The 13678-nt window shown below is 65.2% G+C and carries 15 protein-coding genes; 7 read left to right on the top strand and 8 right to left on the bottom strand.

The window, feature by feature from the left end; all coding sequences use genetic code 11:
• Nucleotide 1: 1 nt before the first annotated feature.
• From ACOZ4H_RS11315 to citE, 4 genes are read left to right on the top strand one after another with little or no spacing between them, the layout of a single operon-like run.
• A complete protein-coding gene (locus ACOZ4H_RS11315) occupies nucleotides 2–1465 on the top strand; it encodes a methylaspartate mutase subunit E (protein ID WP_424329370.1) in 1464 nt (487 codons plus the stop codon).
• On the top strand, nucleotides 1455–2723 hold the full coding sequence (locus tag ACOZ4H_RS11310; protein ID WP_424329369.1) for a methylaspartate ammonia-lyase: 1269 nt from the start codon (nucleotides 1455–1457) through the stop codon (nucleotides 2721–2723). Before ACOZ4H_RS11315 ends, ACOZ4H_RS11310 begins: the two co-directional genes overlap by 11 nt.
• Nucleotides 2716–3792, top strand: coding sequence for a 2-methylfumaryl-CoA hydratase (mch, locus tag ACOZ4H_RS11305; protein ID WP_424329368.1), 1077 nt, complete (start codon nucleotides 2716–2718; stop codon nucleotides 3790–3792). The genes ACOZ4H_RS11310 and mch overlap by 8 nt, the downstream gene beginning before the upstream one ends.
• On the top strand, nucleotides 3789–4829 hold the full coding sequence (gene citE / locus ACOZ4H_RS11300) for an L-malyl-CoA/beta-methylmalyl-CoA lyase (protein WP_424329367.1): 1041 nt from the start codon (nucleotides 3789–3791) through the stop codon (nucleotides 4827–4829). The genes mch and citE overlap by 4 nt, the downstream gene beginning before the upstream one ends.
• Before the next feature lie 15 nt (nucleotides 4830–4844).
• Here citE and ACOZ4H_RS11295 read toward each other — a convergent pair whose 3' ends face one another.
• Nucleotides 4845–5963 carry a pyridoxal phosphate-dependent aminotransferase gene (locus ACOZ4H_RS11295; RefSeq protein ID WP_424329366.1) on the bottom strand — a complete coding sequence of 373 codons (1119 nt, stop codon included), beginning with the start codon at nucleotides 5961–5963 and terminating at the stop codon, nucleotides 4845–4847.
• A gap of 38 nt (nucleotides 5964–6001) precedes the next feature.
• A complete protein-coding gene (locus ACOZ4H_RS11290) occupies nucleotides 6002–6145 on the bottom strand; it encodes a hypothetical protein (RefSeq protein ID WP_424329365.1) in 144 nt (47 codons plus the stop codon).
• 79 nt (nucleotides 6146–6224) lie between these two features.
• On the opposite strand from ACOZ4H_RS11290, the gene ACOZ4H_RS11285 reads away from it, so the two are divergent.
• Both ACOZ4H_RS11285 and ACOZ4H_RS11280 read left to right on the top strand, forming a co-directional pair.
• Nucleotides 6225–6734: a CinA family protein gene (locus ACOZ4H_RS11285; RefSeq protein WP_424329364.1), complete on the top strand. Its 510-nt coding sequence runs from the start codon at nucleotides 6225–6227 to the stop codon at nucleotides 6732–6734.
• 36 nt (nucleotides 6735–6770) lie between these two features.
• On the top strand, nucleotides 6771–7277 hold the full coding sequence (locus ACOZ4H_RS11280) for a metal-dependent hydrolase (protein WP_424329363.1): 507 nt from the start codon (nucleotides 6771–6773) through the stop codon (nucleotides 7275–7277).
• Here the strand turns inward: ACOZ4H_RS11280 and ACOZ4H_RS11275 are convergent.
• Entirely contained in the window at nucleotides 7274–8035 is a 762-nt protein-coding gene (locus ACOZ4H_RS11275; protein ID WP_424329362.1) for a PHP-associated domain-containing protein, read from the bottom strand. The two genes, ACOZ4H_RS11280 and ACOZ4H_RS11275, sit on opposite strands and share 4 nt — an antisense overlap.
• A 115-nt stretch (nucleotides 8036–8150) precedes the next feature.
• Here ACOZ4H_RS11275 and ACOZ4H_RS11270 point away from each other — a divergent pair, with 115 nt between their 5' ends.
• The gene (locus ACOZ4H_RS11270; protein WP_004961826.1) at nucleotides 8151–8450 is read left to right on the top strand and encodes a DUF7565 family protein; all 300 of its coding nucleotides are present in this window, start codon (nucleotides 8151–8153) and stop codon (nucleotides 8448–8450) included.
• A 332-nt stretch (nucleotides 8451–8782) separates the two neighbouring features.
• On the opposite strand, the gene ACOZ4H_RS11265 is transcribed toward ACOZ4H_RS11270, so the two are convergent.
• From ACOZ4H_RS11265 to ACOZ4H_RS11245, 5 genes are all read right to left on the bottom strand, one after another.
• Nucleotides 8783–9220 carry a transcription elongation factor Spt5 gene (locus ACOZ4H_RS11265; RefSeq protein WP_053968046.1) on the bottom strand — a complete coding sequence of 146 codons (438 nt, stop codon included), beginning with the start codon at nucleotides 9218–9220 and terminating at the stop codon, nucleotides 8783–8785.
• Between the two features lie 4 nt (nucleotides 9221–9224).
• Nucleotides 9225–9404, bottom strand: coding sequence for a protein translocase SEC61 complex subunit gamma (locus tag ACOZ4H_RS11260; RefSeq protein ID WP_004592944.1), 180 nt, complete (start codon nucleotides 9402–9404; stop codon nucleotides 9225–9227).
• 221 nt (nucleotides 9405–9625) lie between these two features.
• Complete coding sequence (gene ftsZ, locus ACOZ4H_RS11255) at nucleotides 9626–10786, bottom strand: cell division protein FtsZ (protein ID WP_424329361.1); 1161 nt, start codon at nucleotides 10784–10786, stop codon at nucleotides 9626–9628.
• 103 nt (nucleotides 10787–10889) lie between these two features.
• Nucleotides 10890–12245, bottom strand: coding sequence for a D-aminoacyl-tRNA deacylase (locus ACOZ4H_RS11250; RefSeq protein ID WP_424329360.1), 1356 nt, complete (start codon nucleotides 12243–12245; stop codon nucleotides 10890–10892).
• On the bottom strand, nucleotides 12245–13606 hold the full coding sequence (locus ACOZ4H_RS11245; RefSeq protein WP_424329359.1) for a sodium:calcium antiporter: 1362 nt from the start codon (nucleotides 13604–13606) through the stop codon (nucleotides 12245–12247). Before ACOZ4H_RS11245 ends, ACOZ4H_RS11250 begins: the two co-directional genes overlap by 1 nt.
• Nucleotides 13607–13678 lie beyond the last annotated feature (72 nt).

Genomic DNA, 13678 nt, shown 5'->3' with positions numbered 1-13678 from the left:
TATGCCAACTGACGAGCGACTCAGCGACGACCAGCTACAGCGCATCGCAAACGACCTCAGGGACAACTGGCACACGGGCCGGGAAGTCGACTTCGAGGAGGCTATCGCCTTCCACGAGTCGCTGCCGGCCTCAAAGCAGTTCGCCACAGTGCTGGAGTCGGCTGACCAGCCCCTCCTCCAGCCGCGGGCGGGCGTTCCCTGTCTCGAAGAGCAGATCGACCTGCTGCGGTATCTGCAGGACGAGGGCGGGGCGGACCTCCTGCCGACGACTATCGACTCGTACACGCGCGACAACGAGTACGAGAAGGCTGAGGAGGGGCTCGCCGCCTCCCGCGGCAGCGACGAGAACGAACTGAACGGCTTCCCGGCGGTCAATCACGGCGTCGAGGACTGCCGGCGGCTCATACGGGCGCTGGACGCGCCGGTTGAAGTTCGCCACGGCACGCCGGACGCCCGACTGCTGGCAATGGTCACGCTCGCCGGCGGCTTCCAGAGTTTCGAGGGCGGGCCGATTTCCTACAACATTCCGTACACCAAACGGCACGACCTCGCGACGACCATCGAACACTGGCAGTTCGTCGACCGGCTCTGCGGGGCCTACACCGAGCGCGGCGTAACGATCAACCGCGAGCCCTTCGGCCCGCTGACCGGCACCCTCGTCCCGCCGAGCATCGCCATCGCGGTGATGCTCGTTGAGGGCGAACTCGCGGCGACACAGGGCGTCCGGTCGCTCACACTGGGCTACGGACAGGTCGGAAACCTCGTGCAGGACGTGGCGGCGCTGCGCGCGCTGCGGAAGCTCGGCAACGAGTACCTCCGCGACGAGGTGACCGTCACGACCGTCTTCCACGAGTGGATGGGCGGCTTCCCGCCCGACGAAGCGCGGGCTAACGGCGTCATCAGCCTCGGCGGCGCGACGGCGGCCGTCGCCCAGCCGGACAAAGTCATCACGAAGTCCGCCCAGGAGTTCCAGGGCGTGCCGACGAAGGAGGCCAACGCCGCCGGACTGCGAACGACGAGACAGCTTATCGATATGATGATCGAACAGGACATCGACCTCGGGGGTATCGAAGAGGAACAGGCGCTCATCGAACGGGAGACGCGCCACCTGATGGACGCTATCTACGAGGCCGGCGACGGCGACGTGGCACAGGGGGTCATCAACGCCTTCGACAGCGGCGCGCTGGACGTGCCGTTCGCGCCGAGCGACGCCGCCAAGGGTGCGGTGCTCCCGGCCAGAGACGACGACGGCCGGGTCCGCATCTTCGAGTTCGCGGACCTCGCGCTCCCGGACGAGATCAAGGAGATCCACGCCGCGCGGCTCGGCGAGCGGGCCGAGACCGAGGGGCGCGACCAGTCGTTCCGGATGGTCGCCGACGACGTGGACGCCATCAGCGACGGGAAGCTGATCGGGCGTCCGACCGGCGACAACAGCCCCGCGGGAGGTGCCAGCGATGCGGATTGAAGACGTTCGAACGGTTCCGGGCCTCTCCGGGTTCTTCTTCGACGACCAGCAGGCCATCAAGGACGGGGCGACCCAGAGCGGGTTCGCCTACGACGGCCAGCCGGTCACGGAGGGATTCGACCGCATCCGCGAGGCCGGCGAGGCGCTCATCGTGGAAATCGAACTCGCCGACGGCTCCATCGCGACCGGCGACTGCGCCGCGGTCCAGTACTCCGGGGCCGGCGGCCGCGACCCGCTGTTCCGGGCTGAGAAGTACCGGCCGGTCGTCGAGGGCCCCGTTGCCGATACGCTCCGCGGGCAGGACGCGACACAGTTCGGGGCCAACGCGACGATGCTGGAGGAGATGGAGGCCGAACGGTCGGGCGGCGACCAGCTCCACACCGCGGTCCGCTACGGCGTTTCGCAGGCGCTGTTGAACGCCGCCGCGCAAGCGCGGGGAGTGACGCCGACGGACGTGCTCGCAGACACCTACGACACCGAGCCGGCGACCTCGCCGGTCCCGGTGTTCGGGCAATCGGGCGACGAGCGCCGCATCAACGCCGAAAAGATGCTCATCAAGGGCGTCCCGGTCCTTCCCCACGGCCTGTTCAACAGCGTCGAGAAGGTCGGCGAGAACGGCGAGGGGCTGCGCGACTACCTCGCGTGGCTCTCGGACCGGGCGACCGCGCTCGGGCCGGAGCCGTACTCGCCGCGCTTCCACGTCGACGTGTACGGCATCCTCGGGAAGGTGTTCGGGCCGCCGTACGACCGGACCGAGGTGACCGACTACTTCGAGACCCTACGGGAGGCCGCCGCGCCGTATCCCCTTCAGGTGGAGGGGCCGATGGACGCCGGCGGCCGGGCGGAACAGATATCCCGGATGGCCGAACTCCGCGACGGCCTCGCGGATGCCGGCGTCGGCGTGGACATCGTCGCCGACGAGTGGTGCAACACCTTCGAGGACGTCCAGGCGTTCGTCGACGCGGAAGCCGCCGACCTGGTTCAGATCAAGACGCCGGACCTCGGGGGCATCCAGCGCTCGGCCGAAGCGGTGCTGTACTGCGACGGGACGGACACCCGCGCCTACGTCGGCGGCACCTGTAACGAGACAGTGACCTCCGCGCGGGCCTGTGCCCACGTGGCGCTGGCGACCGACGCCGCACAGGTGCTTGCGAAACCGGGTATGGGCTTCGACGAGGGGTACATGGTCGTCACGAACGAGATGCGGCGGGCGCTTGCACGGCGAGACGCCGCCCGGGAGGTGCCGGCCGATGACTGACTGGTCCGACCCGGACGCCCTGGACCTCTCGGACGGCGAGACGTTCGATTCGCTGCTCGACCGGGCCGACACCCGGGAGAAGGGCCACTTCTTCGAGTTCTTCGCGGAGGGCGACGAACTCGCTCACGACCCCGGTCTCCGACTCACCCATCACGGCAGCGAGCAGTGGATGGGCCAGACGCTCAACCACGACCCGGCATACTGGCGGGCCGACACCGCCCGTGAACGCGGCTTCGATGAGCGTCCGGTCCACCCCGATTACCTGCTGGCCTGCGTGATGGGCATCACCGTCGAGGACCTCTCGGAGAAAGGCGGGTACTTCCTCGGGCGCGACGACGTGGAGTTCCACCAGCCGGCGACGGCGGGGACGCCGCTGTCGGTGACTTCGACCGTCGTCGACACCCGCACCTCTTCCTCCCGGCCGAAGTACGGTATCGTCACGTGGGAGACGGAGGGTCGGAACCGCGAGACCGGCGAGACGCTGGTGTCCTACCGGCGAACGAACATGATTCCGCGCCGGGAGCCAGCGGCTACGGATGGCGGCGCAGTCGGGGAACAGGATGAGGATGGGCCTATGCTGCCCGACACCCTCGTTTCCCCGGACGGTGAGTACTTCGAGGATTTCCAAGCGGCACTCGAACGCGCCGACGCGGAGAACGCCGCCGTCGCATACCGCCACGAACGCGGGCGGACGATGGACGACCAGCTCGTCGCCGGCCTCCCGTTGGCAACGCTCAACACCGCTCGCCAGCACCACAACCGCGACGAGATGGCCGACTCGCCGTCGGGCGACATCGTCGCCTACGGCGACGTGACCCGCTCGATTGCGCTGGCCCACGCCCGCTCCGACGAGGCGACCTACCGCGAACAGCGGTTCGCCGACGAGCGGTTCCACGACTTCGTCACGCTGGGCGACACCGTCTACGGCTTCACCCGCGTCCTCGACTGCGACCCAGACGCCGGGCCGGAACGAGCCGGCGCGGTCACGTTCGAACACGTTGCGTTCAACCAGGAGCAGACCCCGGTCTACTCTGGCCGGCGAACCGCACTAATCCAGCGAGATACATGACACGACTCTGTCGCACATTCCAGACCGCACCGGCCGCGATACCGAACGACAACAGCGCGAAGTTCCTCGTCTCGGGACTCACCAGCGAGGGGTTCCAGACCCCCGACTGGCTCGTCCCTGACATCGAGGACGGCACCGCGCCGTCGATGAAAGACGAGGCCGTCGACAACATCGTCGAGCACATCCCGGACCACGCCGACGACTTCGCCGGGGACATCCTCCCCCGTGTCGAATGGGCTTACGACGACGCCGACGCCCGCGAGCGCGGCATCGAGCAGGTGACCCGTCTGGCCGAGGAGGTCGGCGAGGAACTGGACGGCTTCGTCTTCCCAAAGGTCGGCCGCCTCGAGGACGTGCGTGACGCAGCAGGCGTCATCGCCGACGCGGAACGCGACGCCGGGCTTGCCGAGGGGACGCTGGAGATGGCGATCATTCTGGAGACCGCTCCCGGTCGCTCGGACCTCCGCGAAATCTGTCGGTACGCGGCTGACTCGCGTCTCTCCGCGCTCGTGTTCGGCCCGGTCGACTATACTGCGGAACTCGGCGGCCGCGCGCTCAACGGCGAACGGCCCCGCTGGGACGGCCTGCTCGAAGCCCTCTCGAACGAGACGAGCGCCGCTGACATCGTCGCCATCGGCGGCCCCTTCGACCAGTTGTTCCACGAGCGCGCCGGCGTTACCTACTACAACGCCGAGGGGTACGGCGACCAGGTGGAGTACGAGGCGACCATCGGTATCGACGGCTCGTGGTCGCTCCACCCAAAGCAGACCGAACAGGCCAACCGCATCCACATGCCGACGGTGGAGGAACTGGAGCGAGACCTCCACAAGATCGAGTCGTTCAACGAGGCCAAGCGCGAGGGGACCGGCGCAGTCGTCGTCGACGGCCAGATGGTCGACGAGGCGACCTACAAGAACTTCGCCAACACCGTCAAAACCGTCCGGGCTATCGACGAAACCCATCCCGCACAGACCGAGGAGTACTACGACGACGACCTGCTGGCGCGGGCGAGAGACGTTGAACTGATCTTCGGCTAAGCCGGCAGTCGCTTTTTATTCGAAGTAGTTCGCCAGCCGTTCGGCTGCCTCGTCGACCCGTGGCGTCACGAGCGCGAACCGGACCCAGTCGCTTCGAGACTCACCGAACGCCTCGCCGGGCATCCCGGCGACGCCGGCCTCGTCGATAAGTTCGTACACGTTCTCGAAGGACCCGGGGAAATCGGGGAACCGGGCCATCACGTAGAAGCCGCCGTCGGGACGGTTGTACTCGGCACCGGCCTCGGCTAGCGCGGCGCAGAAGTCGTCGACACGCTCTTCCAGTCGCCGACGACAGGCGGCGTAGTAGTCGGGACTCGTGGTCTTCAGCGCCCGCAGGACGGCGTACTGTGCCGGTCTGCTCCCGGTGACGTTCGTGAGCATGTGCTGGGTTCGAGCGCGTTCAAGGAGCGTCCCAGTAGGGCCGTCCTCCGGCGGGAAAATCGCGTAGCCGACCCGGAAGCCGGTGATCGCCATCGTTTTCGAGAGGGAGTTGGTGGCGACGACGTGGTCGGAGTCGGCGTGCAGCGCCGAACTGAACCGACCTGCGTAGTCGAAGTGATCGTACACCTCATCACTGAGCAGCAGGGCGTCGTACTCCTCGGCGATAGCTGCGAACTCGGCCATCGCGTCGCTGTCGTATACCGCGCCCGTGGGGTTGTTCGGCGAATTGACGACGATGACGGCCGTCTCGTCGCTCGCGGCTGCTCGAACGTCCGTGGGGGCCAACCGGTTGCGCTCGTCGACCGGGACGAAGGAGATGTCCGCGCCGATGAAGTTCGCCCGGCCGGCGTAGTAGGGGTAGACCGGGTCCGTCAGGAGAATCTCGTTGCCGTCGAAGTGGTGGAGTCCGCCGGTCATCGCGAGGTGGTTCGCTTCACCGGCGCCGTTCGTGATGATCACCCGGTTCCGGTCCACGCCCCGGCGGGCGGCGATTTCATCGCGGAGGGGCGTCAGTCCAACGCTGGGCGGATACTGGTAGTCGTCGGCCGGAGCTTCGGCGTAGTCTCTGAGTCCGTCCCGAAGCCCTTCGGGCGGGTCCCAGTCGGGATTGCCCGACACCATGTCCACCACGTCCCGGTCGGCCCGGGCCGCGTACTGCATGACCCGGAAGAACTGGGGTTCCGTGTAGTCCATACAGGGCCTCCGGCTGCCGGCCCCGTCTGCTTTTCTGTCTACTGGCGGATGTACAGCGTCAGCCCGCCGAGGACCAGCAACAGCCCCCCCCACAGGAGGTCCGATCCCGGCAGGACCCAGAGGAATAGCGTCACGAGACCAGAGGTAACGAGTGACCAGCCAAGCGTCGTCTGATAGCTCATACACGCAGTTGTGTCTCCGAACTGAAAGTATCCCGGCCCGCCCTGAACGCTTATTCGCCCGTCACGACAACTACCGGTAATGACAGACGATACTGCGGACCCAGTCGAGAAGCGCGTCGGCAAGCGCCTTCGGGAAGCTGATGCCACGGTCGCTACCGCGGAGTCCTGTACCGGCGGCCTTGTCGGGTCGAAAATAACGGATATACCCGGTTCGAGCGACTACTTCGACCGCTCGCTGGTCACCTACTCCTACGAGGCCAAGCGAGAACTGCTCGCCGTCTCGCGGGAATCGTTAGACGCCCACGGCGCGGTCTCTGAGCCGGTTGCTGTCGAAATGGCTCGGGGCGTTCGTGATACCGCCAGGACAGACTGGGGCGTCGCCACGACTGGCGTCGCCGGGCCGAGCGGCGGCTCGTCGGAGACGCCTGTCGGGACGGTGTACATCGCTGTGGCAGAGGCCGCCCCGTGGGGGACCAACGAGTCCGGCGTGACAGTGTCCCGCTACGAGTTCGACGGCACCCGTCGCGAGATCAAAGCGGCCATCGCGACACAGGCGCTCCGAGACCTGGAAACCGCCTTACAGGAGTAGTAAGCTCTTTCAGTTGGGACACAGACGGTCCGGTAGATGAACAAACGTGGGCACGTCCTGAACGCTGTCCTCCTGAGTATCGGACTGGGATACGTCCTTGACCCATCAGGCGACGTGACGACATTCGCGACAATCACGGAAGTGTTTCTCCCCGTCGTCTTGGGCGCACTGTTCCCCGATGTCGACACCGCCTTCGGCAAGCACCGGAAGACCCTACACAATCTCCCTGTCCTCGTGATCTTCCTGGCCCATCCGCTGTATCACGGCGGCAATCTCCAGTGGGTGTGGCTCGGCGTCCTCACGCATTACGTGCTGGACTATTTCGGCTCTCGCCGTGGCATCGCGCTGTTTTACCCCATCTCAGACAAAGAGTACGGCTCACCGACGGGTGTGACGACCTCCAGTGAATACGCCGAGATTGTCACCGTCGCGATTACCATCCTAGAACTGGCCGCGGTCGGCCTGCTGGTGCATGTGCTCCCACAGTACCTGCCGCCGTCGGTCAGGACCTTCGTCGTCGAGAACAGCGCGTTTCTGGTTTAGTACACTTTCACATCGTCGAACCGACCGCTGTACGCGACGTGGTCCGGATGAGTCGGCTCGGTCCCCTGCAGCATCAGCCGGTCGAACTTTCCCCAGGTGTTTTCGAGCCCCAGATGCGCCCACTCGACTGCCCGGCGGATGTCGTGTGAGAGACCGTCGCGATGGAACAGCGACCGCTCCACGTCGTTTTTCAGCGCCGCACTGAGCGCCGCCACGTCGTCGAACGCCTCGGCAAAGGTCACGTACGCCTCGCCGACGGTACCACGGACGTGGGCATACGACGAGACGAACGGCTCGTGGCCGGTCTCCGACGTGAACGACTGCGCGCGGTCTCGGTGGTGGGACAACTGCTTGGGGTTGTACACTTCCAGCGCGTCGATAACGTCGTCGTACGCTTCGATGTCGTCCAGTCCAAGACTCACATTCAGAAACCCAGGATGGGGGACGAGCACAGCCGCGTCCTGGCGGTCGAGCTCCCGCATTGCGCCGTCGAAGGTAATGAAATCCGGAATCGGCTCTTCGAGTCCGATTGCTAGCACGTGCCGGCGCTGCTGCCAGGTACCCGTAAATACCTCTCTGGCCGGGAACACAGTCAACTCTTCGTCGGAGAAGGCGTCAGCTTGCCGCCGTATCTCCGGCAGCCGCGTGAAATGCGGTGCGTACACCAGCGCGTCGAGACCACGTGCCTTCGCACGCTCGACGACCCCTTCGTCGAGCACTTTCACGTGGAGATCAACGGCGTACCCCTCGGGTTGCACGGTCAACGCTAACCCCGTACTGCCATTAGGGGTTTCCGTTTCGGCAGTCTGAGAGACAGACCGCTGACAGGTGTCAGCCAACGTTTTTAACCCCGCGTCGCCTGCCACTGAGCAAATGCCACGCTGGGAGTGCGACATCGAAGGGGACGAGAGACAGTTCGACCGCGTCGAGGAGCTCATCATCCATCAGTCGGTCGAACACGACCGCATCGAATGCAAGGTCTGTGGTGCCGTCGTCCCCGACGGTTACTTCGCTATCAAGCACGCGTTCGACGAACACTCCCGCGCCGAGTACGTCCGCGCCTACGACGCCTCCGCCGCCGAAGTCCGCCGCCGCGAACAGATCAAGGAGTCCGTGGAGGCCGCCGCCAACATGAGCGAGGTCATCGACCGGTTGGAAGGCGGCGAAGCGTAGCGACTGCGGGTTTTTGAGAAGTAGGCTGACCAGTCTCGCGTCGACTGCTATTTGATCGAGGAACTACCGTTCCCGCTCTCTCACGGGTCGCTTCGCTCCCCGTTCGAGTTGAACGAGGAGCGCTTCGCTCAGCGCTCTTCGGAGTCGAGAACGCGAATCTGGTCGCCACGCACGGTAACCGGAATCGGGACCGTTGCCTCCTACTGCTCCACCTTTTTTGCGTCGGATGCGCTCACTGCGTTCGCGCACCACTCCTTGAAAAACGTGGGCGAAAAAGCGGGCCCTCACGCCGTTCGGGCCCGTGAACCGGCGGCGTCGCCGCCGGATTCCTTTTATCGCTCTTCTGAATCAAGAACCCGAATCTGGTCACCGCGCACGGTAACCGGAATCGGAACCGTCGCCTCGTACAGCTCCACAGTGACCTGGTCCTTGCCCTCGTCGATGCGCTGGACCTGCGCCTTCTCGCCCTTGAACGGGCCGGCGATGAGTTCGACGATGTCGCCCTCCGCGATGCCTTCCACGTCCGGTTTCGGCGAGAGGAAGTGCTCGACTTCCGCCATCGAGGACTCCCCCTGCACGACGCCGTTAGCGTGGGGGATCTCGTCGAGGATGCGGTCGAACACCGCGGCGTCGTCGGCTTCCACCATCACGTAGCTGGTGAGCGAATCCGGCGCGAGCGCGGCGTGAATCTCGTCTTCCTCGCGGGAGATGATCATGTCCGCGACGGTGCGTTCCTGGCTGGCCGTGGTTTTGACTGCGTAGATCCCCATCGGTTTACACCGGCTTGCTGCCAGGGATGAAGGTCATCACGGCGAAGATGATGAACCCGAGCAGTCCGACCAGCGCGATGCCCGCGCCGGCGATTTTCGCGATCTGGGAGAACTCCTCCCACGACGGCGTACTCGCCAGTTTGAGTACGCGGATGTAGGAGGTGAGATCGTATGGAACGTCCATAGCGGGTCGTACCCACTGGTGGCTTTTCTATATTGTGGTGCGCGGCGACGAGTCCGGTCCCCTCACGGAGAGGTTTGCACACTGTATCGAAACGGTGTGATCTGCCCGGCAAACCGTCGGAACGGACGCGCCGCTTCGTCTCCGGTGTAACACCGCTGGTAAGCAACGACTCTGTTCGAGAATTAGGTCGGCTCGAGTTCGACCGCAGGCAACCCGAGTCGTCAGTCGACGTAGTCGATGTCTTCGCCGAGTTGCTGGGCGGCCTTCTCCTGTTCGGCCTCGCTCTGGCCGTAGATCTGCGGGCTCTCGACGCCGGTGACGACGATCATCGTCTCCATCTTGCCCTCGAACTCGTTGTTGACGGACGCGCCCCAGATGATGCGGGCGTCGGGGTCGATGCGGTCGTAGATCTCCTCGACGACGCCCTCGGCTTCCTCGATGCTCATGTCGGGGCCGCCGACGACGTTGACGAGCGCGGAGTTCGCACCGTCGAACTCCACGTCAAGTAGCGGCGAGCGGAGCGCCGAGCGGATGGAGTCCTGGGCTTTGTTCTCGGAGTCGGATTCGCCGAGGCCGATCATCGCGACGCCGCCGTTCTCCATGATGGTCCGAACGTCGGCGAAGTCCACGTTGACGAGGCCGGGCTTGGTGATCAGTTCGGTCATGCCCTTGACCGAGCGCATCAGCACGCGGTCGCAGATCTTGAAGGCGTCCTGCAGCGGCATGCTGGGGGCGTAGTCCAGCAGACGGTCGTTCGGCACGACGATGACCGTATCCGAAACCGAACGGAGCCGTTCGAGGCCGGCGTCGGCGTTTGCACGGCGGCGCTCACCCTCAGCGGTGAACGGGATCGTCACGATAGAGATGGTGAGTGCGCCGGCTTCCTGTGCGGCCTGTGCGACGACCGGGGCCGCGCCGGTCCCGGTTCCGCCGCCCAGACCCGCGGTGACGAACACCATGTCCGAGCCGTCGATGGACTGCTGGATGTCCTCGATGTCCTCCTGGGCAGCCTCCTCACCGATTTTCGGGACCGAGCCGGCCCCGCGGCCGCCGGTGCGCTTGCGGCCGATGAGAATCTTGGTGTCGGCAGACACTTCGTCAGCAAGGTGTTGCGCGTCGGTGTTTGCGGCGACGAGTTTGGCCCCGTGGATGCCCTCCTCCATCATCCGGGTGACCGTGTTCCCGCCGGCGCCGCCACAGCCGACGACCGTGATCTTCGTTTCCAGGTCCTTGACGACGCTTGCCAGTTCCTCGTCGGACATCGTCCCGGACGTGGACATGTCCTGAGACGGCGTCGATGTCGTTTCGTCGACAGTTCCGCCAGCCGCGTCCTCCCCGTCTTGTTCTGCCTCGTCGATAGCGTCGTCAATTATCGAATCCATAATTTAAAGCGTCCTTGCAGACGAATAGTTATTAGTTTTCCCCCTGTGTCTGACGCTCGTCTGACGTGTTGAGTCCCAGTTTCGACGGCTGACACGCCAGTGTTCACAGCGTATATCGACGTATACGCTCGCGCTGGAACCGCTCCGGGTCGATCTCTTCCCCGTCGATCTCGACTGACTCGCCCGAGGCGAGTTTCCCGAACTTCGGTCCTTCCGGGATGCCAGCAGTTCGCGCGAGGTCCGGGTCGAACGCCGTCTCGCGGGCGAGGAGTTCGTCCGCGTTTCGCTCGACGCTGTCGAAGCGGCGTTCGAGAATTTCGACGAGTGGGTCGATGATCGCTTCTAAGCCTGTCGTCGCCGGACAGACAATCGGCCCGGTGAGGACAGTTCCGTTTTGTTCGGTCGCGTACGCGATGGACTGGCGTTCGATAGTCTCACGCAGTGCCTCGCTATCGACGCCGCGCACGTCGGATATCAATTCATCCGGAAGGTCGAGCACCGTCCACTCGCCGTCGTACCCGGGTGCAAGCTCCCCAAACCTGAGACCGTCGTCGACCGACCTGACAGCGTCTTCCAGCGCCTCGACGAGGCCCAGGTCGACACCGGTCGTCTCCTGAACGAACGTCTCGCTGACGACGCGGTGGCCCAGCGACTCGATGGCCGCCTGGAGGTCCGGCCGGTCGCCCTCCATGAGGGCGTAGTCAGCCGCGCTGGCTCGGAAAGCGCGTTCGAGAACGGCGTCGTGCTCCTCGTCGCTGTCGGCCCACTCTTCCAGGGCGTCTAACGACCAGTTGGCGGCGATGTGACCCACTGCCCAGTCCGTCTCGCGGACGACCCGCTCGAATCGCGGAGCGTAGTGGCCGCCGCCGACGCCGAGGAGGTGGCGGCGCGTCCCGTTCTCCCGCGGCTTGTCGGCTGGTTCGTCGGCGAGGTCCAGTATGGCTCTGGCGGCGGCCTCGGCGGCGTCAGGGTCCTCCCACTGTGGCTCTCCGCTGCCGACCTCGACGAACATCGATGGCACACCGACCTCCGTCGGGCCGTGGTGGGTACACTCCATGCCGACCTCGTATTCCGGCGGGGCGTGGCGCTGGAGCGCCGAAACTACGGCCTTGTGTGCGCCGGGACAGGCGCGCGCGAACTGGCCGTCTTCGCCGCCGAACTCCGCGACGCCGAAGTTCCCGGTGTGGTGAGCCGTCAGGAGTTCGTCGGTCTCGCCGGCGTGTTTCGACGCGAACACCAGCAGGTCCGGTTCGTCGAAGGCCTCGGCGGCGGCTTCGATATCCAGATGTAACGCCTCGAACTCGCGGAGCTCCACGCTGTCAGTTCGGTACACCGTACCGCCGCCCTCGGCATCAGATCGCGTCTCGTCGACGCTTGTTTCCCAGTCCCGCAGGGAGCGCAGGTGCTCGCCGATGTGGGTCGATGCCGCGTCAGCGTGCGAGACAACGATTCCAAGCATCAGTCAGCGTTCTCCGGGTGGGTCGGTTCACGACCCATTGCGGTCCGGACGGCGTCACCGGCCAGCCCGAACAGGTGTTTCAGCGCCTCGTGGCGTCGGACGAACAGTCCAGCCCCAAGGGCGATGTACAATCCCGTGTACGCCAGCAGGAGATCGTGACTCGATATCGGCAGGGCGACGAGGTCCCTGATGATGGCGAACTCCAGAATTACCTGCGAGATGAACAGCGCGAACAGCCCGACCGCTTCGCGGATACTGATCTCGAAGTTGACCAGAATGGCGAGCGCGAAGAAGGACTGGGCCGCCGTAATCCAGATCTCCGCGCCCTGTCTGGCGTCGAACGGCAGGACGCCGTACCCGCCGAGCGCGATGGAGTACACCACTGCGATGGTCCCGATGAGCAGGGTCCACTGATTGAGCTTCGAGGAGATGAGGGCGTTGAACCCGGCGGTCGACCGGGCCTTGTTGACCAGCACGGCGACGACGATGAGTTCGGGCGATTCGCTGGCCAGCGGGGCGACCCACTGGATCATGAAGAACTCGGGGATACCGTTCGCGACGCCGATCTCTTCGAGGCCGTGCGCGAACGGCTCGACGGCCGTGAAAATAATCGCGCCGGAATAACCAAACAGCACCAGCACGACCAGCGGCCGCCACGGCAGCGACCACTCCTGGAAGTACTTCGGGACGCCGACGGTGTGCTCGCTGTGTTCGATGTCGGACTTGAGGACGAGGCCGATGTACGCGACGTAGAGGCCGACCAGGAACAGCGTATCGAAGATACCGATACCGCCGCCGAAGGGAACGAGAAACGCCCACAGCGTCGCCAGGAAGAGGAAGGAGATTTCAGTTGCGATGTCGGTGTCCAACTGGACGGCGTCTTTCAGGAACCCGTCGCGTTTCTGTACTGCGGGGTCCTGCGTTTTCGCGGCGCGCCAGACGGTGAACACGGCGATACCGGCCCAGCCGATGCCGATGAGGATGCGGTTCGCGCCGGTCATGTTCGCAATCGCCAGGTTGGCGTCGTGGCAGGCGCGAGCTAGCCCTCCTGCCGCGGACTCGATTTCCGCCGCCGTGAACTGGCTACAGGCTTCCGTCGTCGCGCCACCCGCCCCGGCGTTCCAGGCGTACAGGGCGTCGACGGCGTACTCGGGGGCGACTGCGAGAACAGCGAGCACGGCGATAGCGAACGCTCTCGGTACGTCTTTCTCGGCCGTTTCAGCACCCCACGCCAGGAGGAACGACGCTCCGAGGACGGCGATCCCGCTGACGGCGACGGTGGTCACGTTTCCCACCGCGGTACTGGAAAGAAACAGATAAATCCAGCCGACAGTCAGGGCGAGCGCGACTGCGACCTGCATCAGTGGATGGCGAAAACGACTCACTATAAGAGACGTGGCTGGGTCCGGCTGAAAAGCTTGCGAAACCGTCGA

Origin of the sequence: Haloarcula amylolytica (genome assembly GCF_049705545.1) — an archaeon.
Lineage (GTDB): Archaea > Halobacteriota > Halobacteria > Halobacteriales > Haloarculaceae > Haloarcula > Haloarcula amylolytica_B.
This window is presented reverse-complemented; position numbering and strand designations above follow the sequence as displayed.